The 24,353-nt window shown below is 72.3% G+C and carries 25 protein-coding genes and 1 pseudogene; 8 read left to right on the top strand and 18 right to left on the bottom strand.

Features of this window, described 5'->3' with window-relative positions:
* Nucleotides 1–21: 21 nt before the first annotated feature.
* Nucleotides 22–1,242 carry an AI-2E family transporter gene (locus ABT034_RS17435; protein ID WP_502972963.1) on the top strand — a complete coding sequence of 407 codons (1,221 nt, stop codon included), beginning with the start codon at nt 22–24 and terminating at the stop codon, nt 1,240–1,242.
* Nucleotides 1,243–1,251: 9 nt separating this feature from the next.
* On the opposite strand, the gene ABT034_RS17430 is transcribed toward ABT034_RS17435, so the two are convergent.
* The 4 genes from ABT034_RS17430 to ABT034_RS17415 all read right to left on the bottom strand — a co-directional run bounded on the left by ABT034_RS17430 (nt 1,252) and on the right by ABT034_RS17415 (nt 3,868).
* On the bottom strand, nt 1,252–1,755 hold the full coding sequence (locus tag ABT034_RS17430) for a cytochrome d ubiquinol oxidase subunit II (protein WP_351216033.1): 504 nt from the start codon (nt 1,753–1,755) through the stop codon (nt 1,252–1,254).
* Between the two features lie 28 nt (nt 1,756–1,783).
* Nucleotides 1,784–1,918, bottom strand: a complete 135-nt coding sequence (locus tag ABT034_RS17425; RefSeq protein WP_351215976.1) for a cytochrome ubiquinol oxidase subunit I — start codon at nt 1,916–1,918, stop codon at nt 1,784–1,786.
* A gap of 21 nt (nt 1,919–1,939) precedes the next feature.
* The gene (locus tag ABT034_RS17420; RefSeq protein ID WP_351215974.1) at nt 1,940–2,107 is read right to left on the bottom strand and encodes a hypothetical protein; all 168 of its coding nucleotides are present in this window, start codon (nt 2,105–2,107) and stop codon (nt 1,940–1,942) included.
* A gap of 195 nt (nt 2,108–2,302) precedes the next feature.
* Nucleotides 2,303–3,868 (bottom strand): IucA/IucC family protein, encoded by a 1,566-nt coding sequence (locus ABT034_RS17415; protein ID WP_351215972.1) that lies wholly within the window; start codon nt 3,866–3,868, stop codon nt 2,303–2,305.
* A gap of 89 nt (nt 3,869–3,957) precedes the next feature.
* Here ABT034_RS17415 and ABT034_RS17410 point away from each other — a divergent pair, with 89 nt between their 5' ends.
* Nucleotides 3,958–5,475, top strand: a complete 1,518-nt coding sequence (locus ABT034_RS17410) for an IucA/IucC family protein (RefSeq protein ID WP_351215970.1) — start codon at nt 3,958–3,960, stop codon at nt 5,473–5,475.
* Between the two features lie 24 nt (nt 5,476–5,499).
* Here ABT034_RS17410 and ABT034_RS17405 read toward each other — a convergent pair whose 3' ends face one another.
* Together ABT034_RS17405 and ABT034_RS17400 are read right to left on the bottom strand one after the other, a co-directional pair.
* Nucleotides 5,500–5,964 (bottom strand): cupin domain-containing protein, encoded by a 465-nt coding sequence (locus ABT034_RS17405; protein WP_351215968.1) that lies wholly within the window; start codon nt 5,962–5,964, stop codon nt 5,500–5,502.
* 158 nt (nt 5,965–6,122) lie between these two features.
* A complete protein-coding gene (locus tag ABT034_RS17400; protein WP_351215966.1) occupies nt 6,123–6,563 on the bottom strand; it encodes a DUF3052 domain-containing protein in 441 nt (146 codons plus the stop codon).
* A gap of 304 nt (nt 6,564–6,867) precedes the next feature.
* On the opposite strand from ABT034_RS17400, the gene recA reads away from it, so the two are divergent.
* Both recA and recX read left to right on the top strand, forming a co-directional pair.
* On the top strand, nt 6,868–8,004 hold the full coding sequence (recA, locus tag ABT034_RS17395) for a recombinase RecA (RefSeq protein ID WP_351215964.1): 1,137 nt from the start codon (nt 6,868–6,870) through the stop codon (nt 8,002–8,004).
* A gap of 4 nt (nt 8,005–8,008) precedes the next feature.
* On the top strand, nt 8,009–8,578 hold the full coding sequence (gene recX, locus ABT034_RS17390; protein ID WP_351215962.1) for a recombination regulator RecX: 570 nt from the start codon (nt 8,009–8,011) through the stop codon (nt 8,576–8,578).
* Nucleotides 8,579–8,723: 145 nt separating this feature from the next.
* Here recX and ABT034_RS17385 read toward each other — a convergent pair.
* From ABT034_RS17385 to ABT034_RS17350, 8 genes and pseudogenes are all read right to left on the bottom strand, one after another.
* A pseudogene (locus ABT034_RS17385) lies at nt 8,724–9,110 on the bottom strand (rhodanese-like domain-containing protein); the annotation flags it as partial.
* Complete coding sequence (locus ABT034_RS17380; protein ID WP_502972962.1) at nt 9,107–9,733, bottom strand: cupin domain-containing protein; 627 nt, start codon at nt 9,731–9,733, stop codon at nt 9,107–9,109. The gene ABT034_RS17380 and the pseudogene ABT034_RS17385, both read right to left, overlap by 4 nt.
* A 113-nt stretch (nt 9,734–9,846) precedes the next feature.
* Nucleotides 9,847–9,918, bottom strand: coding sequence for a putative leader peptide (locus ABT034_RS17375; RefSeq protein ID WP_311136958.1), 72 nt, complete (start codon nt 9,916–9,918; stop codon nt 9,847–9,849).
* A gap of 47 nt (nt 9,919–9,965) precedes the next feature.
* The gene (locus tag ABT034_RS17370; protein WP_351215958.1) at nt 9,966–11,684 is read right to left on the bottom strand and encodes an FAD-dependent monooxygenase; all 1,719 of its coding nucleotides are present in this window, start codon (nt 11,682–11,684) and stop codon (nt 9,966–9,968) included.
* Between the two features lie 192 nt (nt 11,685–11,876).
* Nucleotides 11,877–12,767: an amino acid ABC transporter permease gene (locus ABT034_RS17365; RefSeq protein WP_351215956.1), complete on the bottom strand. Its 891-nt coding sequence runs from the start codon at nt 12,765–12,767 to the stop codon at nt 11,877–11,879.
* Entirely contained in the window at nt 12,764–13,438 is a 675-nt protein-coding gene (locus tag ABT034_RS17360) for an amino acid ABC transporter permease (RefSeq protein ID WP_351215954.1), read from the bottom strand. The genes ABT034_RS17365 and ABT034_RS17360 overlap by 4 nt, the downstream gene beginning before the upstream one ends.
* Nucleotides 13,439–13,558: 120 nt before the next feature.
* Nucleotides 13,559–14,380: a glutamate ABC transporter substrate-binding protein gene (locus ABT034_RS17355; protein ID WP_351215952.1), complete on the bottom strand. Its 822-nt coding sequence runs from the start codon at nt 14,378–14,380 to the stop codon at nt 13,559–13,561.
* Between the two features lie 53 nt (nt 14,381–14,433).
* On the bottom strand, nt 14,434–15,231 hold the full coding sequence (locus ABT034_RS17350; protein ID WP_351215950.1) for an amino acid ABC transporter ATP-binding protein: 798 nt from the start codon (nt 15,229–15,231) through the stop codon (nt 14,434–14,436).
* Between the two features lie 303 nt (nt 15,232–15,534).
* On the opposite strand from ABT034_RS17350, the gene ABT034_RS17345 reads away from it, so the two are divergent.
* Entirely contained in the window at nt 15,535–16,248 is a 714-nt protein-coding gene (locus ABT034_RS17345; RefSeq protein ID WP_351215948.1) for a response regulator transcription factor, read from the top strand.
* 18 nt (nt 16,249–16,266) lie between these two features.
* Nucleotides 16,267–17,694 carry a sensor histidine kinase gene (locus tag ABT034_RS17340; protein ID WP_351215946.1) on the top strand — a complete coding sequence of 476 codons (1,428 nt, stop codon included), beginning with the start codon at nt 16,267–16,269 and terminating at the stop codon, nt 17,692–17,694.
* A gap of 42 nt (nt 17,695–17,736) precedes the next feature.
* On the opposite strand, the gene ABT034_RS17335 is transcribed toward ABT034_RS17340, so the two are convergent.
* From ABT034_RS17335 to ABT034_RS17320, 4 genes are all read right to left on the bottom strand, one after another.
* Nucleotides 17,737–18,735, bottom strand: a complete 999-nt coding sequence (locus tag ABT034_RS17335; protein ID WP_351215944.1) for a TAXI family TRAP transporter solute-binding subunit — start codon at nt 18,733–18,735, stop codon at nt 17,737–17,739.
* A gap of 328 nt (nt 18,736–19,063) precedes the next feature.
* Nucleotides 19,064–19,708, bottom strand: a complete 645-nt coding sequence (locus ABT034_RS17330) for a response regulator transcription factor (protein ID WP_351215942.1) — start codon at nt 19,706–19,708, stop codon at nt 19,064–19,066.
* Entirely contained in the window at nt 19,699–20,850 is a 1,152-nt protein-coding gene (locus ABT034_RS17325; RefSeq protein ID WP_351215940.1) for a sensor histidine kinase, read from the bottom strand. Before ABT034_RS17325 ends, ABT034_RS17330 begins: the two co-directional genes overlap by 10 nt.
* A gap of 68 nt (nt 20,851–20,918) precedes the next feature.
* Nucleotides 20,919–21,581 (bottom strand): DedA family protein, encoded by a 663-nt coding sequence (locus ABT034_RS17320; RefSeq protein WP_351215938.1) that lies wholly within the window; start codon nt 21,579–21,581, stop codon nt 20,919–20,921.
* A gap of 231 nt (nt 21,582–21,812) precedes the next feature.
* Between ABT034_RS17320 and miaB the strand changes: the two genes are divergently transcribed.
* Together miaB and ABT034_RS17310 are read left to right on the top strand one after the other, a co-directional pair.
* Nucleotides 21,813–23,342, top strand: a complete 1,530-nt coding sequence (miaB, locus tag ABT034_RS17315; RefSeq protein WP_351215936.1) for a tRNA (N6-isopentenyl adenosine(37)-C2)-methylthiotransferase MiaB — start codon at nt 21,813–21,815, stop codon at nt 23,340–23,342.
* A 180-nt stretch (nt 23,343–23,522) separates the two neighbouring features.
* The gene (locus ABT034_RS17310; RefSeq protein ID WP_351215934.1) at nt 23,523–24,251 is read left to right on the top strand and encodes a class III extradiol dioxygenase subunit B-like domain-containing protein; all 729 of its coding nucleotides are present in this window, start codon (nt 23,523–23,525) and stop codon (nt 24,249–24,251) included.
* The last annotated feature ends 102 nt before the right edge of the window (nt 24,252–24,353 follow it).

Genomic DNA, 24,353 nt, shown 5'->3' with positions numbered 1-24,353 from the left:
TCGACGGCATCGACTGCTCCCGTGACCTCAGCCGGTAGAAGTGGCGAGGGCGGTGGCGGAGGTGACGACGGCGGTCCGGTGTCCGTGCCCGCCGCTCCGGCCGCCAGGATGCCGCGCTGGCTGCCACGCGCGCTCGTCCTCGCGCTCGCGCTCTACGCCTGCTTCCAGCTGGGCAGCTGGGCGTTCCACCAGCTCATCGGCCTCCTCGTCAACATCCTGCTCGCCTTCTTCCTCGCCCTCGCCATCGAACCGGCGGTCGGCCGCATGGCGGCCCGGGGGATGCGCCGCGGCCTCGCCACCTTCCTCGTCTTCCTCGCCGTCCTGGTCTTCAGCGTCGGATTCGTCGTCCTGCTGGGGTCGATGCTCGCCGGCCAGATCGTGGACATGGTCGAGAACTTCCCCAAGTACCTCGACTCGGTGATCAAGTGGATCAACCAGAGCTTCCACACCGACCTGTCGCGGGTCGAGGTCCAGGACAGCGTCCTGAGCTCCGACTGGCTGCAGAAGTACGTGCAGAACAGCGCGGCCGGCGTGCTCGACGTCTCCGCCACCGTACTGGGTGGCCTGTTCCGCCTCCTGATGATCTTCCTGTTCTCGTTCTACTTCGCGGCCGACGGGCCCCGGCTGCGGCGCGCGCTCTGCTCCGTCCTGCCGCCCGCCCGGCAGACCGAGGTGCTGCGGGCCTGGGAGATCGCGGTCGACAAGACAGGCGGCTACCTCTACTCGCGCGGTCTCATGGCCCTCATCTCGGGCTTCGCGCACTTCGTGCTCTTCGAGATCCTGGACGTGCCGTACGCGCCCGCGCTCGCGGTGTGGGTCGGCCTGGTCTCCCAGTTCATCCCGACCATCGGCACCTATCTGGCCGGCGCGCTGCCGATGCTGATCGCCTTCACCGTCAACCCCTGGTACGCGCTCTGGGTGCTCTGCTTCGTCGTGGTCTACCAGCAGTTCGAGAACTACGTGCTCCAGCCGAAGCTCACCTCCAAGACGGTGGACATCCACCCGGCGGTGGCCTTCGGCTCGGTCATCGCGGGCACGGCGCTGCTCGGCGCCGTCGGCGCGCTGATCGCCATCCCGGCCGTCGCCACCCTCCAGGCCTTCCTCGGTGCCTATGTGAAGCGGTACGACGTGACGGACGACCCCCGCGTCCACGGCCATCGCAGATACGGCGAGGCAGTGGTGGCCCGGTTGCAGAAGGCCCTGCACCACAAGAAGGAGACCGGCGGGCCCGAGGATTCCTGAACTCGCGGCTCAGAGGTACGAAGGCCGGGTGACCCGGTGCCGGAAGGTGTGCCGGATCCACGCCTGAACGGCCACGAGCAGCGGGGTGACGCACAGCAGGGCGGGCACGAGCAGAGCGAGCGTGCCGGGGGCGGCCGCCCGTTCGGCCAGCGGGAGGGCGGTCCCCGCCCAGAGCGGCAGCCCGCCCATCAGGACCGCGGTGAGCGCGAAGGACTGCCAGGGGCGCCCGGCGTGACCGACGAGCCGGCGGGCCCGCTCGTACGGCAGTCCGGTGAGCCGCAGGGTGGCGAAACCCAGCCCGTGCGCGGAGAACAGAGCGGCCACGGCGAGCGCGGTGAGGACGCCCGTGGGGCCGGTCGCCGGCGCGTACGGCCGCCCGGTGGGGAGGGCCGCGAGCAGCCACCCCCAGGAGGGCGCGACGGCCCAGCTCCCGCAGGTCACGGCCCCGTCGCAGGCCGCGCGCCAGCGCGCGCCGGGGCCCCGGCCGCGTGACCAGAGGCCCGCGTCCCGGATGATCCACCATGCGCGCGTCCAGCGGCCTCTAGTCGAACGTGGCCTTCGTCTGGAGCACGGCGACGACCGTCGCGAGCCCCAGGGTGAGGGCGACGAAGAGGAAGTGGCCGCCCGCCGTGAGGGCGAACTGCAGCCGCGCGAGATCGAGTACGTCCTGGTTCACCCGTACAGCGTCGGCGTACGGTCAGCGGCCCGGCGTCACCCCCGGGTGGACACCGGCCGTACCCCACGGGTTGCGCCGGCCCACGCGCGCGTACTCCCCGAGTTGCGACGCCAGCAGGGTGGCGACGGCGAGCGCGACCGGCTGCCGCCGCCGGAAGTACAGCGCCCCGCACCCGGCCGGGACGAGCATCCAGCCGAACACCGTACGGACGCCCGGCTCGTTCGCTTACCGCGCGGAGACGAGCGTCCAGACGGCCACGACGAGCAGGACGACACCCGCCACGAGGGCGTCTGCGGCCCGCGGCGACAGACGCCCGCCGGGGGCACGGAGGGGGTGGGACATGCGTCGGAGGATAGGCGGGGGTGCGTCGCGGGGCGGTGGACCCTAGAAGTGGGCCCGTTCCGTGAGGGGGTTGGGCACGGGGAGGTAGTGGGGGGCGGTCGCCTCCGCGCCGATCCAGCGGGAGAGCAGGTTGGCCTTGCCGGGGAGGGTGGGGGAGTCGAGCAGTTCCTTGACGTCGGGGAGCGCCGGCAGCCGCCCGCACCGCTGGAACTCGGCGCGGGCCAGGGCCCACAGGGCTGGGGCGGATCCCGGGAAGCGGTGGATGAGGGCGCCGGCGATCTCGGAGAGGTTGTTGACGACGAGGCAGTAGACGAGTCTCCGCCAGGCGGCGGCGCGGGGCATCTGAGGGATCGTTTTCGCGCCCTCCGCGTCACGGAAGACGGACTGGACCGGGACGCCGTGCGCGTCCACGGCGATCAGCGTGTTCTGCAGGTGGCACTCCACGACGACGCCGAAGCGGGCGAACGCCTCGAGGACGGGGGCCACGACACACCGCAGATACGCCGACCACCAGGGCCGGGGATCGTCGATCCGGTCGAGGGGGTTGCCGTGGAAGCCCTCGGCGAGCGCGGCGGCGAGGACGGCGGTCGAGCCGGGGGCCAGGTGCCGGTCGAGGCCGTCCCGGACGACGACGGCGCAGGTCTCGAAGAGGCCGTCCACCGTGCGGTAGCCGCGGTCGCTCAGCCAGGCCGCCGGGCCGTCCATGGCGGCGAAGGCGGCGGCGACCAGCGGGTCCGTGCGGCGCACGTGGAGCAGTTCGTGGCGGCGCATCCGGCGGACGTCGTTGGTGATCCGGACGTCCAGGCTGAACTTCAGGAACAGGTCCCCGCCGTCCCGTGTTCCGTCGCCCGGGAGGTGCAGCGTGCGCACCGAGGCCGTCGGCCGCGCGGGCCGGGGCGTGACGCCCAGCCGGATGAGACGGCCCTCGGCGAACGCGGCACGCACGCGCGTGGCCCGGCCGGACAGTTCGAGCTGCCAGGGGTGGGCGGGCAGCAGGCGGAAGCCGGGCGGAGCCTCGCCGAGGGCGTCCAGGGCCCCGGTGTCGCCGTCCTCGACGACCGCGTCGTCGCGCACGCCGAGCAGCACGAGCGGGAACTGGGCGTACGCCTCGGGCGCGTAGCGCAGCCAGGCGGCAGGGGGGCCGTCGCAGGTGCGTGCCTTGGGGGCCGGGTGGCACGGGTGGCCCATGACCAGCGCCTGTTCGGAGCGGAGCCAGGGGTCCTCGGGCGGGGCCGTACGGGCGCGCGCGTCGAGCATCGCCCTGACCGCGGTACGGCTGGCGGCCATCTCGGCGGCCAGGGCGGGGTTGGGGCGGCCGGTGGAGGCGTGCATCTCCTGGACGGCGAGGTCGACGAGCCCGGCGTGGCGCAGGGGCCGCCAGGTGAGCCCCGTCCACAGCTCGGCGCCGGAGGGGCGGTGACCGGGGCGGACACGGAGGAGCCGGCCGCTGGTGCGGAGGCGGTGGACGGTGTACTCGGGGGCGGGGGGTGGGGAGGCGGGGTCCGTGGCCGGGTCCGTCGCCGGGGTCGTGGCCTCGCGGAGCAGGCAGTTGAGCAGGGGCGTCACGGCCAGCGCGTCCGCGGTCCGCGTGAGTGTGTCCATCGACATCAGTATGTGCGGAATGCGGTAGGTACGGATCCCGGTATGTACGGATCGCGTTAGGTGTGGATCGCACGCGACTGCGATAGAACAGCCGCATGTGCCGAACCGTCGCGGAGCGGACCCTCGCCGCCGAGCTCGAGCTGGTCCGGCCCGGGCTCACGGCCGCGTACGCCGCGGGACTTCCGGGCGCCAGGGCCGCGGTGCTGACCCGGTTGTGGCGCGGCCTCGTCCACGAGCCGCTGCCCTGGGTCGCCGCCCGCACGGCCGGCCGCGAAGGTGTCACCCTCCGCCTGGACGACGGGCGGCGGCTGCGCGGTCCGCTCTCCGATCCGTGGGCGACGGCGGCCTCGGTGACCGGGCTCGACCTGGCCGGGGTCCGGTACGACCATCCGGCTGAGCTGGTGGCCGCCCTGGCCGTCCCGCGGGGCGGTCGACTGGCCGCCGAGCTCGACCACAGCGTCGCGTCGCTGGCCCTCTCGCGCACGGCGCCCCGGCGAACGGCCCCGCCGGCCCACCCCTGGGAGTGGGAGCAGACGGAGACCGACGGGCATCCGTATCACCCGGGCTGCCGCTCCCGGCCCGGGTTCTCCGCCGCCGAGCAGCTGGCGTACGCGCCGGAGCACCGGCCCGTGGTCGCCCTGCGTCTTGCCGCGGTCGAGGGCGCGGCGGTCTCGGGGGAGTGGCCCGGAGAGCTGCGCGACGGCACCGCCGTGCTGATCCCCGTCCACCCCTGGCAGGCCGAGCACGTCCTGACCGGCCTGCCGCTGCTTCCCGGTCCGTCCGCGCACCCGCTCCTGTCGCTGCGTACGCTCGACATCGGCGGGGACACGCACGTCAAGACGTCGCTGAGCACGCGGCTCACCTCGACCGTGCGGGACATCTCGGCGTACACCGTCACCCACGCCGTGGCGACGTCCGACTTCGTCGAGCGGCTCGTACGCCGTCTCGACGGGCGGCTGCGCATCGCGCGGACGCTCGCGGTGGCGGGGGCGGGAAACGCCGACCTGGCGGCGCTCCTGCGCGAGGCACCGCGCGTCCACGCGGACACGGCGGCCGGGGAGCGGGTCGTACCGGCCGCCGTCCTTCCCGCGCTCCTCGCGGACCACGCGCCGGACGAACGGCTCGGCCGGGTCGTGGAGTTCGCGCGCCTCGCCCTCGGCGCCTGCCTGGACCTGCTCGACCTCGGGGTGGCTCTGGAGGCGCACGGCCAGAACCTGCTGGCCGTCGTCGACGCCGACGGTCGGACGAAGCGTCTCGTCTACCGGGACCTCGCCGACATCCGCATCAGCCCCGCCCGTCTGGCCCGACACGGCATCCCGGCCCCGCACCTGAGCGGCCGGCTCCTGAACGACGACCCGGCCGCGCTGCGCCGCAAGGTCCTCGGCAGCCTGGTCACGGGGGCGCTCGGCCCGCTGGCCGGCGACGCGCCGACCCTCGGCACCGTCCTGGAGGCGGCCACCCGGGGCCTCGCCCCCACCGCGGACCTGCACGCCCTGCGGACGGAGCCGCTCCCGGCGAAGGCGCTCACCCTGATGCGGCTCGACCCTGACCCGGACGGCGGCGGGGACTTGTGGACGGCGCTCCCGAACCCCGCGCGGACGAGGCGATCGTGAGGACCGGGAAGCGCCCTTCGGTCCCTACGGCGCCGACCGGTTCGACGGTGGGCCCGCCGTCTCCTCGAGGCGGTACAGCGCGGGTACGGAGACCTTGACCGGCTCCTGGGTGGTCCGAGCGATCACGACGACCGCGGGCTCGTCCGGGTCGGGGTTCTCCTCCCGGTGCGGGACGAACGGGGGGACGAGGAAGAAGTCACCCGGGCCGCCGGCGAGCCGCACCTCCTGTGTGCCGTCGTGGAAGACGAACACGGGGTGACCGCTGACCACGTAGATCCCGGCCTCCGAATCGCCGTGGTGGTGGTTGTCCGTGGAACTCAGTGGCGGGTTCTCCACCAGCCCCATCCAGAGCTTCATCGAGCCGACCGTGCCTCCGCTGATGGCGGCGTATCCGTCGAGATCGCCGGAGCTCACATGGTGGACGCGGTTGTTGACCGGCGTGCGATCACCGGAGCCCGGCGCGGGCCCGGAGCCTTCATGGGTCGTCATCGTGTGCCTCCCGGTTGCGGTCGCCCTGACCGGACCAGGTTGCGACTCCCGTACGGGCACGGGCAATTGTTCTTGCCGTTCCGGCAAAGCGCACGATGGCTGGGATCCTGCCGGCCGGGGCCGACCCGCTGACGTTGCCCGGGCGCCGCTGCCCGCGATCACGGGACGGGGTGCTGACCCCCGACCGGCTCGGCGGGGGCCGTGCGGGGCCGCGTCAGCCGGTACCCACTCCAGCAGTCGACGGCGTCCGAGCTCGACGTGAGGGCGAGCCCCGCCGTCCCGACGGCCTCGCCGATCTCGTCGGCTTCGACGTGTCCGGGCTTGCCGGTCATCGGGGTGAGGATCCAGAGCACCCCGTCGTCCGTCGTCGGCGCGATGGCCTCCGCCAGGACGTCGGGCAGGTCACCGTCACCTTCGCGCCACCACAGGACGACCATGTCGGCGATCTCGCCCGCGTCCTCGTCGAGCACCTCGCGCCCCGTCACCCGCCGGATGCCGTCCCGCAGGTCGTCGTGCGCGTCGTTGTCCCAGCCGAGTTCGTACACCACCTGCCCGGCCTTGAAGCCCAACTTCTCCGCGGTGTTCTCCGGCGTCGTCATGACCCTCCTCGCTCCACCCGGCCCCTCGCGACCGGCGCGTGGGACTCGGTCGTCGACCACCATGGCGGAGCGTCGGCGGCGCGTCGAGGCCGCACGCGGCCCGTCTGGGCCCCGGGCGTGGCGCGCTTGACAGTGAAATCGAACATCCATTCTCATGGAAGTCCGGCCCTTGGAATCGCGGGCTTGTCGTCGGCCTGCCGGCGAGTTGTCCACAGGCTGGAGGGGACGCCGGGGCCCATTGTCAGTGGCAGGGGTTAGCGTCTTTCACATGAAGCGATCGACTCAAGCAAACCGGGTGGAACCCATGGCAGGAACCGACCGCGAGAAGGCGCTCGACGCCGCGCTCGCACAGATTGAACGCCAATTCGGCAAGGGCGCCGTGATGCGCATGGGCGACCGCACCATGGAGCCGATCGAGGTGATCTCCACCGGATCGACCGCGCTCGACATCGCCCTCGGCGTCGGTGGCCTGCCGCGCGGCCGTGTCGTGGAGGTCTACGGGCCGGAGTCCTCCGGCAAGACGACCCTGACCCTGCACGCCGTCGCCAATGCCCAGAAGGCCGGCGGCCAGGTGGCCTTCGTGGACGCCGAGCACGCCCTCGACCCCGAGTACGCCAAGAAGCTCGGCGTCGACATCGACAACCTCATCCTGTCCCAGCCGGACAACGGCGAGCAGGCCCTCGAGATCGTCGACATGCTGGTCCGCTCCGGCGCCCTCGACCTGATCGTCATCGACTCCGTCGCCGCGCTCGTCCCGCGCGCGGAGATCGAGGGTGAGATGGGCGACTCGCACGTCGGTCTCCAGGCCCGTCTGATGAGCCAGGCGCTCCGGAAGATCACCAGCGCGCTCAACCAGTCCAAGACCACCGCGATCTTCATCAACCAGCTCCGCGAGAAGATCGGCGTGATGTTCGGCTCGCCGGAGACCACGACCGGTGGCCGCGCCCTGAAGTTCTACGCCTCGGTGCGTCTCGACATCCGTCGCATCGAGACCCTCAAGGACGGCACGGACGCGGTCGGCAACCGCACCCGCGTCAAGGTCGTCAAGAACAAGGTCGCGCCCCCGTTCAAGCAGGCCGAGTTCGACATCCTGTACGGCCAGGGCATCAGCCGCGAGGGCGGTCTGATCGACATGGGCGTGGAGCACGGCTTCGTGCGCAAGGCCGGCGCCTGGTACACGTACGAGGGCGACCAGCTCGGCCAGGGCAAGGAGAACGCCCGCAACTTCCTGAAGGACAACCCCGACCTCGCCGACGAGATCGAGAAGAAGATCAAGGAGAAGCTGGGCGTCGGCGTCCGGCCCGAGGCCGCGAAGACCGAGCCGGCGACGGACGCGGCGCCCGCCGTGGACGCGGCCGGTGCGGACGACGCCGCCAAGAGCGTCCCGGCACCCGCGAGCAAGACCGCGAAGGCGACCAAGGCCACCGCGGTCAAGAGCTGAACCGGTGACCGGTCGCACCGAATGGCCGGGTGACAGCCCCGACTCGTCGAGGGCCGAGAAGGAGCTGTCACCCCAGGATCCGGCTGAGCGGGCGCGGGCGATCTGTCTGCGCCTGCTCACCGGGACCCCCCGCACGCGCAAGCAGCTCGCCGACGCGCTGCGCAAGCGGGAGATCCCCGACGAGGTGGCGGAGGAGGTCCTCTCCCGCTTCGAGGACGTCGGGCTCATCGACGACGCCGCCTTCGCGGGGGCCTGGGTGGAGTCCCGCCACCACGGCCGGGGCCTCGCCCGCCGGGCCCTCGCCCGCGAGCTGCGGACCAAGGGCGTCGAGCCGACCCTCATCCAGGAGGCGGTGGAGCAGCTCGACTCCGAGCGGGAGGAGGCCACGGCGCGCGAGCTCGTGGCCCGCAAGCTGCGCGCCACCCGCGGTCTCGACCGCGACCGCCGACTGCGGCGGCTCGCCGGGATGCTCGCCCGCAAGGGGTATCCCGAGGGCATGGCCCTCCGCGTCGTCCGCCAGGCGCTGGAGGCCGAGGGCGAGGACACGGACGGGCTGGACGAGGAGTCCTTCTGACCCCCCTCGGGGGGGAGGGGCCAGAAGGGGAGCGTCGTCAGGGCCGGGGCGGCCGGGGTTCGGAGCTGCTCGTCGGTTGCGGTGCGGGTGTCCGGCGTGGTGCTGCTTGTCCGCTGCGGTCCGAGTGTCCGGCGCGGTGCGGGGGGAGCACCGGGAGACCCTCGGCCTTCCATGCCTGGAAGCCGCCGATCAGGTCGGTCGCCCGGTGAAGGCCCAGGCGGCGCAGTGATTCGGCCGCGAGGGAGGACGCGTAACCCTCGTTGCAGAGCACCACCACCCGCAGATCGTGGCTGACCGCCTCCGGCGCCCGGTGGCTGCCCCGGGGGTCGAGCCGCCATTCCAGTTCGTTGCGCTCCACCACCAGCGCGCCCGGGATCAGCCCGTCCCGTTCGCGCAGGGCCGCGTAGCGCGTGTCCACCAGGAGCGCGTCACCCGCCTCGTACGCCTCGTGGGCGGCCCGGGGACCGATCCGGTCGAGGCCCGACCTGACCCGCTCCAACAGCTCGTCGATGCCGACGCGTTCGTCGCTCACTGCCAGTCCTCCGGACGCTCGACCTGCTCAAGACGGAGCACCGCGCCCGTCCGGCTGAACCGCCGGATCAGCGGGAGCGGCGGATAGTAGGCGTGCACGGACACCGCGTGGGTGTCCGGGGACTCGTTGAGCACCTCGTGCACATGGTGGGTTCCGAAGGCGCGGCCCCCGCCCTGCCCGAGGCGGCGGGAGCGGTCGAGGCCGTCGGCGAGTTCCAGGGTCTTCCAGCCGCTCGCCGGCAACCGGACGGCGAGCGCGTTCTCGGTCAGGGTGCCGCGCGCGGTGGCGAAGGCGCCCAGGGACTCGGCGTGATCGTGCCAGCCGGTACCGGTGCCGGGCGGCCAGCCGATGAGCCAGGCCTCGCTGCCGCCAGGGCCTTCGAGCCGCACCCAGGTGCGGCCCTCGGGGTCGAGCGGCAGGGAGTCGACCAGCGCGCGGTTCGCCGCCGTACGCCGGACGAAGTCGAGCAGATCGGCCGCCGTCGGCGGGTGGGAGGGAGGGGGAGCGGCGGGAGAAGCCGGGGCGGGCGCCGTCCTGGGCGCGGGGGTGTGTGGTGACACGGATGACCGTCCTGAGGTTCGCGGAGAGCGCGCGCGACGGCACACGGACGTACACACGTACATGGACACTTACGTGGACGCGGACACGTATGAGTCATGTGCGCGGACACGTACTCGGACGTGCGGAGAGGACTGTGCCTACGTCGGCTGCGGGGCGCGCGCGGGGGAAGGCGAGGTCAGCGGGACGGGCGACACACGCAGCCCGCATAGCGGACGAGGTCCATATGGACCCTCCGCCACAGGCGCACATCGGTGTCGGTCACGCTCCGGAGTACACCATGCGCGCCCGCGGGAATCAATGCATGTCCGCCGTGCGGTCACCCTTCGCGGCCGCGGGTACCGGGGCGGGCACCTCGGCTTCCACCCCCGCGCCCGGCTCGTCACCCGGCTCGTCGCCCTCCTCGTCCGTCGCCGTGCCGCCGCGGGCGGCGTCCGCCGCCGCGTACAGCTCCTCGGGGCGCACCCCGGAGAAGGCGGCGACGAGGTGCCCGTCGGGCCGTACGAGCAGGACCGCGTGGGCGGGAGCGCCCGGGTACGCCTCGGTCACCAGGATCTCCGCCTTCGCCGGGAGGGCGCCGACCGCCTCGTCGAGCCGGGGCATGATCCCCGCCCCCTGCCAGTGGCGCCGGTCCCACACCCCGGTGCCGGGTGCGACCAGGAGCACCAGGAGGCGGCCCTGACCGAGCCGGTCCCTGAGCCGTACGGTCGAGCCGTCAGGGGCGGTCACGCGGACGTCCTCGACCGGGGCGCCCACCGGGGTGCCCACGGGGGTCCGGCCCTCGGTGTACGGAGCCGCGAGGGGGGAGTGCGGGTAGGCGGGGGGCGCGCCGAGCGGGCCGCGCCCCACATGGCCGTCGGTCAGCAGGGCGTCGTGGCCGCGCGCCGCCCCGGGGAGGTAGGTCCGCAGCCCTCCGCCGCCGCGCAGGACCGGCAGCGACTGGTCCGCCGCGCGCAGCCGATGGGCGACGGCCGAGCGCCGCTCGCTCTGGTAGCTGTCGAGCAGCCGCTCCGGGGCGCCGTGGTGCCAGGTGTGGGCGAGCTTCCAGGCGAGGTTGTCGACGTCCCTGAGCCCCTCGTCGAGGCCCTGGGTGCCGACCGCGCCGAGCAGGTGGGCCGCGTCCCCGGCAAGGAGGACCCGGTCGACCCGCCAGCGGCGGGCCAGCCGGTGGTGCAAGGTGTGCACGCCGGTGTCGATGAGTTCGTACGGGGGTGTCACCCCGTCGCACCAGCCGGCCAGGGTCTCGCGGATCCGGGCCACCAGCGCGTCCGGGGTGACGAGGTCGCCCCGGGGTGGCAGCAGCCAGTCGATCCGCCACACGCCGTCGGGCAGCGGGCGGGCGGAGATCTCGTCGGCGGCGCCCCGCCACGGCGGCTGCCGATGCAGCAGGGCCTCGCCGGGCCAGGGGAGTTCGGTGCGCAGGGCGGCGACGGCGTGCCGTTCCACCGCCGTACGGCCGGGGAAGCGGATCCCGAGGAGCTTGCGTACGGTCGAGCGGGCTCCGTCGCAGCCGACGAGATGGCTGCCGCGCCACCAGGTGCCCTCCGGCCCCCGGGTGTGGGCGACGACCCCGTCGCGGTCCTGCTCGATGGTGTCGAGCCGGGCCTCGGTGACGACCTTGACGAGCTTCTGGTGGGCGATGGCGTCGCGCAGTCCGCGCGCGAGGGCGTGCTGGGGGATGTGCAGCGGAGCGGCCGGGGCGGAGGGCGAGGCGGGGTCCTCGGACCACTCCTCCGTACCGCCGAGCCCCAGGTCGAGTTCGAGGTGCCGCACCTGCTGGCGGCGGCGCATACCGCGCCAGCCGACCCAGCGGACGCCCTCGTCACGGAGGGTGGTGCAGCCGAGCCGCTCGACCATGGCGGCCATGTCGGCGCGCAGGACGACGCTGCGGGCGGGGCGCGGCTCGTCCTTGCCGGAGCCCTCGTCGAGGACGACGCTGGGCACGCTCTGCGCGGCGAGCGCGAGGGAGAGCGCGAGACCGACCGGCCCCGCGCCCACGATGATCACCGGGTCCACGGCGCGGCTCCTGAAGGCCGGACGGTCATGGGGGCAGCACAGCTGAGTGTGGCACGAGCCCGGTGCTTGATCACAGACCGTATGCAACCCACTGAGGGTGCTTGCGTCAAGCGACGGGGTGGGCGCGGTGCGGCCGACCTGAAGTCGGTACCGCTCCGGCCCACCCCTGTTGTCCCACGGACCCCGTCGGGGTCAGGCGCCGCTGACCGTCTCCATCGGTACTCCGGGGGCTCCCGCCTGGGCGGGGAGCGTCACGGTGGGGGACTTCCTGCCCCGGCGGAGACGCTTCTCCAGCCAGCTCGCGAAGCTGGTCAGGGCGAAGTTCAGGGCGATGTAGATCAGCGCGATGACCACGAGGGTGGCGATCGTGTTGGCGCCGTAGTTGGCCGTGATCTGCCGGTTCTGGCTGAGAAGTTCGTTGAAGCCGAGCAGGGCGCCGCCGAGCGCGGTGTCCTTGACGATCACGACGAGCTGGCTGACCAGGGCCGGGAGCATGACGGTCACGGCCTGCGGCAGCAGGACGTACAGCATCGTCTGGCTCTTGCGCATGCCGAGCGCCTCGGCCGCGTCGCCCTGGCCCCGGGGGAGCGAGAGCACACCTGCGCGGACGACCTCGGCGATCACCGAGGCGTTGTAGAGCACCAGGCCGGTGACGACGGCGTACAGCGGACGGAAGTCCGAGCTGATCGTCGTGAACTCCCGGTACAGGGCGGCCGCGAACACCATCAGGAGCAGGACCGGGATGGCGCGGAAGAACTCCACGACCGCACCGACGGGCACGCGCACCCAGCGGTGGTCCGAGAGCCGGCCGATGCCGAGGAGGGCGCCGAGGGGCAGCGCGATCAGGATGGCGAGTGCGGCGGCCTTGAGGGTCTCGGTCAGACCGGGCAGCAGATAGGTCGTCCAGACCTGGGAGTCGGTGACGAACGGACTCCACTTGTCCGCGTCCAGCTGGTTCTTGTCGGCCAGGGCGGTGAGCACCCACCAGGCCGCCAGCGCGAGGACCGCGAGGAAGGTGATCGTGTAGAGGACGTTGCGCCGTTTGGCACGCGGCCCCGGTGTGTCGTACAGGACGGAACTCATCGCTTCACCGCCAGTCGCTTGGCCGCCCAGCCCAGGAACAGACCGGTGGGAAGGGTGAGAACGATGAAGCCGAAGGCGAAGATGCCGAAGACCACGAAGAGGGCGTCGGCCTCGTTCTCGATCATCTCCCTCATCAGGACCGCCGCCTCGGCGGCGCCGATGGCCGCCGCGACGGTGGTGTTCTTGGTGAGGGCGATCAGGACGTTGGCGAGCGGGGCCACCGCGGCGCGGAACGCCTGCGGGAGGACCACGAACGTGAGGACCTGAGTGAAGGTGAGACCCAGTGCGCGAGCGGCCTCGGCCTGGCCCGGCGGGACGGTGTTGATGCCCGAGCGCAGCGCCTCGCAGACGAAGGTGCCGGTGTACGCCACGAGACCGAGGATCGCGAGCCGGAAGCCGATGTCCTCCGAGCGCTCCGCGCCGAGCGTGATGAGCAGGGTCTGGTTGAGGCCCAGCAGGCAGGCGACGATGACCACCGTCAGCGGGGTGTTCCGGACGAGGTTGACGTACGCGGTGGCGAAGCCGCGCATGATCGGGACCGGGCTGACCCGCATCGCGACCAGGGCCGTGCCCCAGATCAGCGAGCCGATGGCCGAGTAGAGGGCGAGCTTCGCCGTCACCCAGAAGGCGCCGAGCAGGTCGTACTGCCCGGAATCAAGAAAGTCGAACACGATGCCCCGCGCTCTCCCCTGGTGGTCGGTCGGTGTGGAGGCCGGTGCGTGGGCAGCGGCCGGTGCCGGTGCGACGGCCGCCCAGGAGCGGGGCGGCCGTCACGGACCGGGCGGGACGGGTCAGCCGGCGATCTTCGGCGCGGGGTCGTTCTTGTAGCCCGACGGGCCGAAGTGCTGCTTGACGAGCTTGTCCCAGCTGCCGTCGGAGACCATCTTCTCCAGGGCCTTGTTGATCTTGCCCTTGAGTTCGGCGTCGCCCTTCTTGAGGCCGATGCCGTAGTTCTCGTCGCTCATGGAGAGGCCGGCGAGCTTGAACTTGCCCTGGTGCTCCTTCTGCGCGGCGTAGCCCGCGAGGATGGAGGCGTCCGTGGTGAGCGCGTCGACGGCCTTGTTCTCCAGGCCGGTCAGGCACTCGGAGTAGCCGCCGAGCTGCTGGAGGTCGGCCTTCGGGGCCAGCTTGTCCTTGACGTTCTGCGCGGAGGTCGAGCCCGTGACCGAGCAGAGCTTCTTGGAGTTGAGGTCCTCGACCTTCGTGATCGAGCTGTCGTCGGCGCGCACCAGCAGGTCCTGGTGGGTCACGAAGTACGGGCCGGCGAAGTCGACCTCCTTGAGGCGCTTCTCGCTGATCGAGTAGCTGGCGACGACGAACTTGACGTCACCGTTCTTGATCAGGTTCTCGCGCTCGGCGCTCGGCGCCTGCTTCCAGTTGATCTTGTCCTCGGCGTAGCCGAGCTCCTTGGCGACGTAACGGGCGACGTCCACGTCGAAGCCGGCGTACTTGCCGTCCGGGGTCTTCAGACCCAGACCGGGCTGGTCGAACTTGATGCCGATGTTGATCTTGTCACCGTTGCTGCCCGAGTCGGAGCCGCTGCCACAGGCGGTGGCGGTCAGGGCGAGGACGGCGGCGGCCGCGGCGGCCGCGGAGGTGGTGCGAAGCTTCATGGAGGAATGTCCCTTTACTAGGCGTGAGTTGGGAAGAATAGGCCCGAACTCGCTCAGTGGTGAAGGATCTTGGAGAGGAAGTCCTTGGCCCGGTCGCTGCGCGGGTTGCTGAAGAACTCCTCGGGCGTCGCCTGCTCGACGATCCGGCCGTCGGCCATGAAGACGACCCGGTTGGCGGCGGAGCGCGCGAAGCCCATCTCGTGGGTGACGACCACCATCGTCATCCCGTCCCGGGCCAGCTGCTGCATGACCTCCAAGACCTCGTTGATCATCTCGGGGTCGAGGGCCGAGGTCGGCTCGTCGAAGAGCATGACCTTCGGATCCATGGCGAGCGCGCGGGCGATCGCCACCCGCTGCTGCTGACCGCCGGAGAGCTGAGCCGGGTACTTGTCCGCCTGGGTGCCGACCCCGACCCGGTCGAGCAGGGTGCGGGCCTTGGTCTCGGCGGCCTTCTTCTCCGTCTTGCGGACCTTGATCTGCCCCAGCATCACGTTCTCGAGCACCGTCTTGTGCGCGAAGAGGTTGAACGACTGGAACACCATGCCGACGTCCGACCGCAGCCGGGCCAGCTCCTTGCCCTCCGCGGGCAGCGGCTTGCCGTCGATGGTGATGGAGCCGGAGTCGATGCTCTCCAGCCGGTTGATCGTGCGGCACAGCGTCGACTTGCCGGACCCGGACGGTCCGATGACGACCACGACCTCGCCGCGGCTGATCGTCAGATCGATGTCCTGGAGGACATGCAGCGCGCCGAAGTGCTTGTTCACGCCGGACAGTACGACCAGGTCGTCCGCGGCGCGCGGGGTGTCCTCGGGCCCTCCGGGCACTGGCTGGGACACAGGCTCTCCGCTCATCGGGCTCTTGCTCCGTCCTCCTCGGTTGGGGAGGACACTAGAGACCCACTGTGATGACCGTCATCACATCTGAGCGGAAATTGAGGATAACGATCGGGCCTCAACCGGACACACTGTGTGCACGGGGCGCCCCGGGCCGTACCGGCTGCATAACGGAAACGCGGGCGTCACAGGGGGACACTTGACTGAGACCCGAAGATCGGCGTTCATGCCCTGGTACCACCTGGTACACAGACTCGTACACAGAGAGCCGCTACCGGCGCGTAAAGCCGCCGCCGGCACATCAGCACGGAGGAGGTACGCATGCGACTGCTGCTCGTCGAGGACGACGACCACGTCGCCGCCGCCCTCTCCGCGATCCTCGCCAAGCACGGCTTCGCCGTCACCCACGCCCGCAACGGCGAGGAGGCACTCCAGGCCGTCCTGCCCACCGCCCAGGGCGAGCGCCCCTCCTTCGGGGTGATCCTGCTCGACCTCGGCCTCCCCGACCAGGACGGCTACCAGGTCTGCGGCCGCATCAGGAAGCTCACCACCACCCCAGTGATCATGGTGACCGCGCGCGGCGACGTACGCTCCCGGATCCACGGGCTCAACCTCGGCGCCGACGACTACGTCGTCAAGCCCTACGACCCCGGCGAGCTCCTCGCCCGCATCCACGCCGTCAGTCGGCGCAACTCCGGCACCGAGGACACGGCGGGCACCGGCACGCCCGCCGACGGAACCCAGCTGCGGCTCGGCTCCGTCACCATCGAGCTGCCCACCCGCCGGGTCAGCGTCAACGGCGAGAGCGTCCCCCTCACCCGCAAGGAGTTCGACCTGCTCGCCCTCCTCGCCCAGCGCCCCGGAGTCGTGTTCCGCCGCGAACAGATCATCAGCGAGGTCTGGCGCACCAGTTGGGAAGGGACCGGCCGCACCCTGGAGGTGCACGTCGCCTCCCTGCGCTCCAAGCTGCGGATGCCCGCCCTGATCGAGACCGTGCGGGGCGTCGGCTACCGCCTGGTCGCCCCCTCCGCGTAACCGCCGGACGGCCCCTCCGTGCGCACCCGCCTCCTCCCGCTGCTCATCATCCTGATGGCCGGCGTCCTGCTCGCCCTCGGCTTCCCGCTCGCCGCCAGCCTCGCCGCCTCCGAACAGCAGCGGGTCGTCGTCGACCGGCTCGACGACGCCGCGCGCTTCGCCGCGCTCGCCCAGTTCGTCAGCGAGACCAGCCCCGGCACCGACGAGCGGCAGGTCACGCTCGGCGGCGAACTCGCCAGCTACCACGACGTGTACGGCATCCGCGCCGGGGTCTTCTACCGCAACAACCGCGCCATGGCCGCCGCACCCGAGGACTGGGTCGTCCCGTACGAGGGGGAGGGCCGCCGCGCCTTCCGCGAGGCGCTCCTCGGCCGCCGGAGCCACGACCCGCCCCAGGTGTGGCCCTGGCAGCCGCACGCACGGCTCACCATCGCCTCCCCGGTCGTCCGGGACGGGGACGTCGTCGCCGTCGTCGTCACCGACTCGCCCACCGGGCAGCTCCGTTCCCGCATCCTGCGCGGCTGGCTGCTGATCTTCGCGGGCGAGTCCGCCGCCATGCTGCTCGCCGTCGGTGCCGCCTTCCGGCTCACCGGTTGGGTCCTGCGACCCGTCCGCGTCCTCGACTCCGTCACCCACGACATCGCCACCGGACGCATGAACTCGCGGGTGGCCGCGACCGGCGGACCGCCCGAGCTGCGGCGGCTCGCGCTCTCGTTCAACGAGATGGCCGACAACGTCGAGGAGGCGCTCGAACAGCAGCGGGCGTTCGTCGCCGACGCCTCCCACCAGCTGCGCAACCCGCTGGCCGCGCTGCTCCTGCGGATCGAGCTGCTCGCCATGGAGCTCCCCGAAGGCAACGAGGAGATCGCCTCCGTACGGACCGAGGGCAAGCGCCTCTCGCAGGTCCTCGACGATCTCCTCGACCTGGCGCTCGCGGAGCACGCGGCCGCCGAGCTCCGGCTCGTCGACGTCGGCGCGCTCACCGCCGAGCGGGTCGTGTCCTGGCGGCCGGTCGCCGAGGACAAGGGCGTCCTGCTGACCGGGGAGTGCGGGGCGGTCACGGCCTGGGCCGATCCGGTGGCCCTGTCCAGCGCCCTGGACGCGGTGATCGACAACGCGCTGAAATTCACGCCGGCGGGGGAGGAGGTCGCCGTCACGGTCGCGGTGTCTCCGGACGGGTCGAGCGTCTCCGTCGTCGTCGCCGACCAGGGACCCGGCCTCACGGAGGACGAGCTGGCCCGCGTGGGCGACCGCTTCTGGCGCTCCGGCCGGCACCAGAACGTCAAGGGGTCGGGGCTCGGCCTGTCCATCACGCGCGTCCTGCTGGCGGCGGGCGGCGGCAGCCTGACGTTCGCCCCGAACGAGCCGCACGGCCTGCGGGTGACGGTCACCGTGCCGAGGCACGCGCCGCTGGACGCGGGGGAGCGGGGCTTCGGCGAGGGGTAGGACGGCTCTGAGGTTCTGCGGCTTTACGGCGTCACTGCGCGGTTACGGCTTCACCGAGCGGTAGTAGCGCCGGGCGCCCTCGTGGAGGGTGAGGGGTTCGGTGTAGACGGCCGTCCGCAGGTCCACCAGCTGGGCCGGGTGGACCTGGCTGCCGATCCGGTCCCGGCTCCTGATCACCGTACGCGTGAAGCCCTCCACCAGGTCCGTGTCGGCCTCCTCGGTGGTGACCAGGAGGTTCGCCACGGCGAGGGTCTCGATCCGCTGGCCGTCCTGCGCCTTGGCGTACGCGTCGGCGGGGATCAGCGCCGACCGGTAGTGGCGGGTCGAGTCGCCGACGTCGTGGAGCCGGTCCACGAGGGCCGTGTCGAGCGGGAGCAGCCGGATCTCGTAGCGCTCGGACAGTTCCTGCACCGCCTGCGTGGGCAGTCCGCCCGACCAGAAGAACGCGTCGAGCCCGCCCCGCTCCAGGAGCCCGGGCATGGTGTTGATGCCCGCCGACACCGCCTTCACATCGCGTACGGGGGTGAGGCCCGCCGCCGCGAGGACCCGGTCCGCTATCAGCCGCACACCGGAGCCGTCCTGGCCGACGCCGACGCGGAGGCCCCGGAGGTCCTGCACCTTCTGTATCGACGAACCCTTGCGCACCACGAGCTGCACGTAGTCGTCGTAGAGGCGGGCGCAGCCGCGCAGCCGCTCGAAGCCGGGCCTGCGCTCGCGCTGGTACTGGGCCACCGCGTCGGCCGTAGCGACGGTGAAGTCGGCCTCGCCCGAGGCGACCCGGGCCAGGTTCTGCTGGGATCCCTCGCTGTCCTTCAGCGTTATCGAGACCTCGGGGAGGTCCTGCGCGAGGGCCTGCTTGAGCAGCTTCCCGTACCGCTCGTAGACGCCGGTGGGAACGCCCGTACTGAACGTGACCGAGCCGCTGGGTACGGGCGAACCGAAGGGCACCAGCCACCACACCAGCACCCCGCACACCGCGAGCAGCGCGGCCGAGACCGCCAGGACACGGCGGCGGACGGCACGGGAGAGGGAGGCGGGCATACGGCGATCCTGCCAGGTCACCGCTGCCCCTGGCCAGGGCCGGCCCAGGCGGTGCGCGACGCGCCGGGTGTCCTGCCGGGGCGCGGGGGCTCCGGCGGCTAGCGTCTGCTTGCGCTCGGTGATCTTGAGGACAGTCCCCTGTCCGCCCCTGGCGACCCCGCCGAGCCCGTCCTGGCCGTCTCACTCCCTCACGGCGGTGAGGCGGCGCAGTACCTCGGCCCGGCCCAGGACGCGGGCTCGCGATCAGCACCCCGGCGAGCCCACGGACGAGGTGCTCGCCGAGTGGCGCGGCCACCCGTGACGGCGGGGCCCCGGCGCGGCATCGGGCCTACGCCTCCAGATAGCGCAGCACCGCCAGGATCCGCCGGCTGTACGCGCTGGTGCGGGAGAGGTCCAGCTTGTCGAAGACGGCGTTGAGGTTCTTCTCCACCGCACTCAGGGAGATGTGCAGCTTCCGTGCGATGGCCGTGTTCGTGTGGCCCTCCGCCAGCGCCTCCAGAACCGTGCGCTCCCGGGGCGTGAGGCGTGCCAGCGGGTCCGCGCGCGTGGTTCGTACGACCAGCTGCCGTACGACCTCCGGGTCGATCGCCGCCCCGCCCGCGTGGATCCGCTCCAGGGCGTCGAGGAACTCCTCGACCTGCGCCACCCGGTCCTTCAGGAGGTAGCCGACCCGCTCGGCGCCGGACGCGAGGAGCTGGGCCGCGTAGTGGCGCTCGATGTGCTGCGAGAGGACCAGTACGCCGACCTCGGGAAAGCGCTCCCGGATCTCGACGGCCGCCCGCAGCCCCTCGTCCGTGTGCGTCGGGGGCATCCGGATGTCGACGACGACGATGTCCGGCCGCCGCTCCTCGACCTCCTTGAGCAGCGTCACCGCGTCGCCGAGGGCCGCCAGGACCTGGTGGCCCTCCTCGACGAGCAGCCTGACGAGGCCTTCCCGCAGCAGGGTCGAGTCCTCGGCCAGGATTACGCGCATGGAAGCTCCGCGGTGATGGTGGTCGGTCCCCCGAGGGGGCTGTGGATGTGGAGCACGCCGTCGAGCGCGGCCACCCGGCTGCGCAGCCCCGTCAGACCGCCGCCGGCCGCGTCCGCGCCACCCGTGCCGTCGTCCTCGACGCGCACGGTGAGCCGCGCCCCTTCGAGCGTCACCGCGACCGAGACGGTCGAGGCGGAGGAGTGCTTGACCGCGTTCGTCACGGACTCCGACACCACGAAGTAGGCGGCGGTCTCCACCGGCCGCGGCAGCGGGGCACCGACCTCGAAACGGGTCCGCAGCGGAATGCCGCTGCGCTCGGCGACCCCGCCTACCGCCTCTTCGAGCCCGAGGCTGTCGAGGGCCGACGGGTACACCCGCCAGGCGACCTCGCGGAGTTCGGTCAGCACGCCCTGGGACTCCTCGTGTGCCTGGAGCAGAAGCGCGTCGGCCTGTTCGGGGTTCCGGCCCCGGCGCGCCCGGCCGATCAGCATGGCGAGGGCCACCAGGCGCTGCTGTACCCCGTCGTGCAGATCGCGCTCGATGCGCCGCCGTTCGACGTCCACGGCCTCGACGACCGCGGCCCGGCTGGTGGCGAGTTCGTCGATACGGCGCTGGAGCAGTTCTCGCTCGGAGGGCCCGAAGCACGCGCGGGCGGTACGGCTGTCGAGGGCGGCAAGGGAGTACAGGCCCTGGACGTCGAGGAAGAGCAGCACGCCGCCCAGCAGGACCTGGGTGAGGAGCTCCTCCCAGCCGAGGGTGCCCCGGACGGCGCCGCGCACCAGGAGCCCGGCGAGGACGGCGCCGAAGACGAGCAGTCCGATGACGAGCGCGCAGAGCAGGCCCGTCCAGCTGCGGATCGCGAGGTAGCGCAGGATCTTCTGGTCCGAGGTCTTGTAGTACTCGGGGAAGCGATCACCGAAGAAGGCCGAGCGGCGGACCCGTTCGAGGGGGACCAGGCGCCGGGCACCGGCCACGAGGATGTCCACGGCGGCGGCCCGGGTGCGCGGCCAGAGCAGGAACGGGCCGAGGGCCACGCCGACGACGAGGAGAAAGAGGGTGGCGACCAGAGCGGTCACGCAGCCGAGCAGGGTCCCGAGGACACGGCGCGGCCAGGACGCGGTGCCCCCCGAATCCCCTCGCACGGGGCCCGAGACTAGTGTGCCCGCACAGCCCGGACAAGATCGCCCGGGCTGTGCGGAAAGGCCCTGGGTCATGTGGCACGCCGGTGCCGGGCCTGGCTGCGGCTGCGCAGCCGGACCGCCACGTACGCCACGACGGCGACGACGACGAGGACCAGCACTCCCTTCGACAGGACACCGACATAGGTCTCCACGACGTCCCACTGGTCGCCCAGCCAGTAACCGGCCAGGACGAGGACGCTGTTCCAGATGAGGCTGCCGAGCGTGGTGAGCATGAGGAACAGGGGCATCGGCATCCGTTCGACACCGGCGGGCACCGAGATCAGGCTCCGGAAGATCGGCACCATCCGGCCGAGGAAGACCGCCTTGGTGCCGTGCTTGGCGAACCACTCCTCCGTACGGACCAGATCCGAGGACTTCACCAGCGGCAGCCTCCCCCAGATCCGGTGCATCCGCTCCCGCCCGAAGAGCACCCCGATCCAGTAGAGCGCCACCGCGCCGACGACCGAGCCGAGCGTCGTCCAGAAAAGCGCCGAGACGAGGCTCAGCGCACCCTGACCGGCGGCGAAGCCGGTCAGCGGCAGGATGACCTCGCTGGGCAGCGGCGGGAAGAGGTTCTCCAGGGCGATGGCCAGACCGGCTCCCGGGCCGCCCATCGTGTCGACGAGACCGGTCGCCCAGCCGGCGACGCCACCGGCGGGCGCCTCGGCGAGTGCGAGGGGCATGAGGTTCATGACGGACTCCAAGGTGACGGGGACGGCGACCCGGGGCGCGCGACGGCCCCGTGCTTCTCCTCGAACTTAGAAACCGCTGCTCAGCGCCGGTATGAGGGTTGCCGCCCGGCAGGGTGCTGGTCTCCGCATCCCCGACCCTGCGGAAACCCGCAGGGAGCGGACCCCGGCTCCCTCCCCGGGCCGCCCGAGCGCCGGGCGGAGGCCCTCCCCGGACCGCCTACCCTTGGACGCATGACGAGCAGCAGCGACCGGAGCACCGCAGTGAGCGTTGACGGCACCAAGACCTATGAGATCCGCACCTACGGGTGCCAGATGAACGTCCACGACTCCGAGCGGCTCTCCGGTCTGCTGGAAGAGGCGGGTTACGTCAAGGCCCCGAAGGGCTCCGACGGAGACGCCGACGTCGTCGTCTTCAACACCTGCGCGGTCCGCGAGAACGCCGACAACAAGCTGTACGGCAACCTCGGCCGGCTCGCCCCGATGAAGACCACCCGCCCCGGCATGCAGATCGCCGTCGGCGGCTGCCTCGCCCAGAAGGACCGGGACACCATCGTCACGAAGGCCCCCTGGGTCGACGTCGTCTTCGGCACGCACAACATCGGCAAGCTTCCGGTCCTCCTGGAGCGCGCCCGCGTGCAGGAGGAGGCGCAGATCGAGATCGCCGAGTCCCTCGAGGCCTTCCCCTCCACGCTGCCGACCCGCCGCGAGTCCGCGTACGCCGCCTGGGTCTCGATCTCCGTCGGCTGCAACAACACCTGCACCTTCTGTATCGTCCCGGCCCTGCGCGGCAAGGAGGAGGACCGCCGACCCGGCGACATCCTCGCCGAGATCGAGGCACTGGTCGCCGAGGGCGTCTCCGAGATCACCCTGCTCGGCCAGAACGTCAACGCGTACGGCTCGGACCTCGGCGACCGCGAGGCGTTCTCCAAGCTGCTGCGCGCCTGCGGGCAGATCGAGGGCCTGGAGCGGGTCCGCTTCACCTCGCCGCACCCCCGCGACTTCACCGACGACGTGATCGCGGCGATGGCCGAGACGCCGAACGTCATGCCGCAGCTGCACATGCCGCTCCAGTCCGGTTCGGACTCGATCCTCCGGGCGATGCGCCGCTCGTACCGGCAGGAGCGTTTCCTCGGGATCATCGAGAAGGTCCGCGCGTCCATTCCGCACGCCGCCATCTCCACCGACATCATCGTGGGCTTCCCCGGCGAGACCGAGGAGGACTTCGAGCAGACGATGCACACCGTCCGCGAGGCCCGCTTCGCGAACGCCTTCACCTTCCAGTACTCCAAGCGACCCGGTACCCCGGCGGCCGACATGGAGGACCAGATCCCCAAGGCGGTCGTGCAGGAGCGCTACATGCGGCTCGTCGCCCTCCAGGAGGAGATCTCCTGGGAGGAGAACAAGAAGCAGGTCGGCCGCACCCTCGAGGTCATGGTCGCCGAGGGCGAGGGCCGCAAGGACGGCGCCACGGACCGCCTCTCGGGCCGCGCCCCCGACAACCGGCTCGTCCACTTCACCAAGCCGGACGAGGGCGTCCGCCCCGGCGACGTGGTGACCGTCGACATCACGTACGCCGCCCCGCACCACCTGCTCGCCGAGGGCCCGGTCGCGTCGGTACGCCGCACCCGCGCGGGTGACGCCTGGGAGAAGCGCACCGCCGCGGCCGCCGCGAAGCCGGCGGGCGTACTCCTCGGACTGCCGAAGATCGGCGTCCCGGCCCCCCTCCCGGCGGCCGAGACCCCGGCCTGCGGAAGCCACTGAGGGGGGCGGGCGGGGCGACGGGCCGCGCGCCGTCGGACACCGGCGCCGTCGAACGTCGAGCACCGGTTCCGTCTGACATCGGCACCGTCGAGCACCGGCTCCGTCGGGACATCGGGTTCGTCGGGACACCGGTGACGTCGAGCACCGGCTCCGTCCGTGCGGCGCAGTAGGCTGCGGATCATGCTTGTCGCCGCCGCCGTCTGCCCTTGCCCGCCGCTCCTCGTGCCCGAGGTCGCGACCGGCGCCGCCCCCGAGCTGGACGCCGCGCGAGCGGCCTGCGCGGACGCCGTCGGGCTGCTGGCCGCCTCCCGCCCCGACCGGCTGTACGTCATCGGCCCCGCCCCCGAGGGCGCCCACGGCGTCTTCCCTGCCGGTTCGGCGGGCACCTTCGCCGCACTGGGCGTCGACCTCGCCGTACGGCTCGGCGGAGCTGAGGGGGCGACCGGCGACGCGCCCGCCGACGACCGGCCCCTCCCCTCCTCCCTCTCCGTCGGAGCCTGGCTCCTCGGCCGGACCGGCTGGGCCGACGCGCCGATCGAGGGTCTGGGCGTCGACGAGGGCGCCACACCCGGCGTCTGCTCCGGAATCGGCCGGGGGCTCGCCGACTCCGCCGGACGGGTCGCCCTCCTGGTGATGGGGGACGGCAGCGCCTGCCGGACCGTGAAGGCCCCCGGCTACCTCGACGAGCGGGCCGCCGGCTTCGACGCGGAGGCCGCCCGCGCGCTCGGTACGGCCGACGTGGCCGCGCTGCTCGCCCTGGACCCGGAACTCGCGTACGAGCTGAAGGCGGCCGGCCGCGCCCCCTGGCAGGTCCTCGCGGGCGCCGCGGAGGGGGCAGGGCTCGACGGCCGACTGCTCTTCGAGGACGCCCCGTACGGCGTGGGGTACTTCGTAGCGGCCTGGTCCTGAACCGCGGCGGCAACGCCTGACAGCTGCGGGAACGGCGGTCGGTGAGCACCGAACGCCGAACGGCGGACGGCCGCGGAGCGAGATGCTCCGCGGCCGTCCGCC

Source organism: Streptomyces sp. NPDC002773 (assembly GCF_040295605.1).
GTDB lineage: Bacteria > Actinomycetota > Actinomycetes > Streptomycetales > Streptomycetaceae > Streptomyces.
This window is presented reverse-complemented; position numbering and strand designations above follow the sequence as displayed.

What these genes read in the sequence shown, in the direction of transcription:
- ABT034_RS17330 (WP_351215942.1), bottom strand. Translation starts at nt 19,708, where the DNA reads ATGCGCGTAATCCTGGCCGAGGACTCGACCCTGCTGCGGGAAGGCCTC.
- ABT034_RS17405 (WP_351215968.1), bottom strand. Translation starts at nt 5,964, where the DNA reads ATGACGACCCATGAAGGCTCCGGGCCCGCGCCGGGCTCCGGTGATCGC.
- ABT034_RS17365 (WP_351215956.1), bottom strand. Translation starts at nt 12,767, where the DNA reads ATGAGTTCCGTCCTGTACGACACACCGGGGCCGCGTGCCAAACGGCGC.
- ABT034_RS17345 (WP_351215948.1), top strand. Translation starts at nt 15,535, where the DNA reads ATGCGACTGCTGCTCGTCGAGGACGACGACCACGTCGCCGCCGCCCTC.
- recA (WP_351215964.1), top strand. Translation starts at nt 6,868, where the DNA reads ATGGCAGGAACCGACCGCGAGAAGGCGCTCGACGCCGCGCTCGCACAG.
- ABT034_RS17350 (WP_351215950.1), bottom strand. Translation starts at nt 15,231, where the DNA reads ATGAGCGGAGAGCCTGTGTCCCAGCCAGTGCCCGGAGGGCCCGAGGAC.
- ABT034_RS17420 (WP_351215974.1), bottom strand. Translation starts at nt 2,107, where the DNA reads ATGCTCGTCCCGGCCGGGTGCGGGGCGCTGTACTTCCGGCGGCGGCAG.
- ABT034_RS17380 (WP_502972962.1), bottom strand. Translation starts at nt 9,733, where the DNA reads ATGTACGTGTGTACGTCCGTGTGCCGTCGCGCGCGCTCTCCGCGAACC.
- ABT034_RS17400 (WP_351215966.1), bottom strand. Translation starts at nt 6,563, where the DNA reads ATGACGACGCCGGAGAACACCGCGGAGAAGTTGGGCTTCAAGGCCGGG.
- ABT034_RS17415 (WP_351215972.1), bottom strand. Translation starts at nt 3,868, where the DNA reads ATGTCGATGGACACACTCACGCGGACCGCGGACGCGCTGGCCGTGACG.
- ABT034_RS17335 (WP_351215944.1), bottom strand. Translation starts at nt 18,735, where the DNA reads ATGCCCGCCTCCCTCTCCCGTGCCGTCCGCCGCCGTGTCCTGGCGGTC.
- ABT034_RS17320 (WP_351215938.1), bottom strand. Translation starts at nt 21,581, where the DNA reads ATGAACCTCATGCCCCTCGCACTCGCCGAGGCGCCCGCCGGTGGCGTC.
- ABT034_RS17355 (WP_351215952.1), bottom strand. Translation starts at nt 14,380, where the DNA reads ATGAAGCTTCGCACCACCTCCGCGGCCGCCGCGGCCGCCGCCGTCCTC.
- ABT034_RS17310 (WP_351215934.1), top strand. Translation starts at nt 23,523, where the DNA reads ATGCTTGTCGCCGCCGCCGTCTGCCCTTGCCCGCCGCTCCTCGTGCCC.
- ABT034_RS17410 (WP_351215970.1), top strand. Translation starts at nt 3,958, where the DNA reads ATGTGCCGAACCGTCGCGGAGCGGACCCTCGCCGCCGAGCTCGAGCTG.
- miaB (WP_351215936.1), top strand. Translation starts at nt 21,813, where the DNA reads ATGACGAGCAGCAGCGACCGGAGCACCGCAGTGAGCGTTGACGGCACC.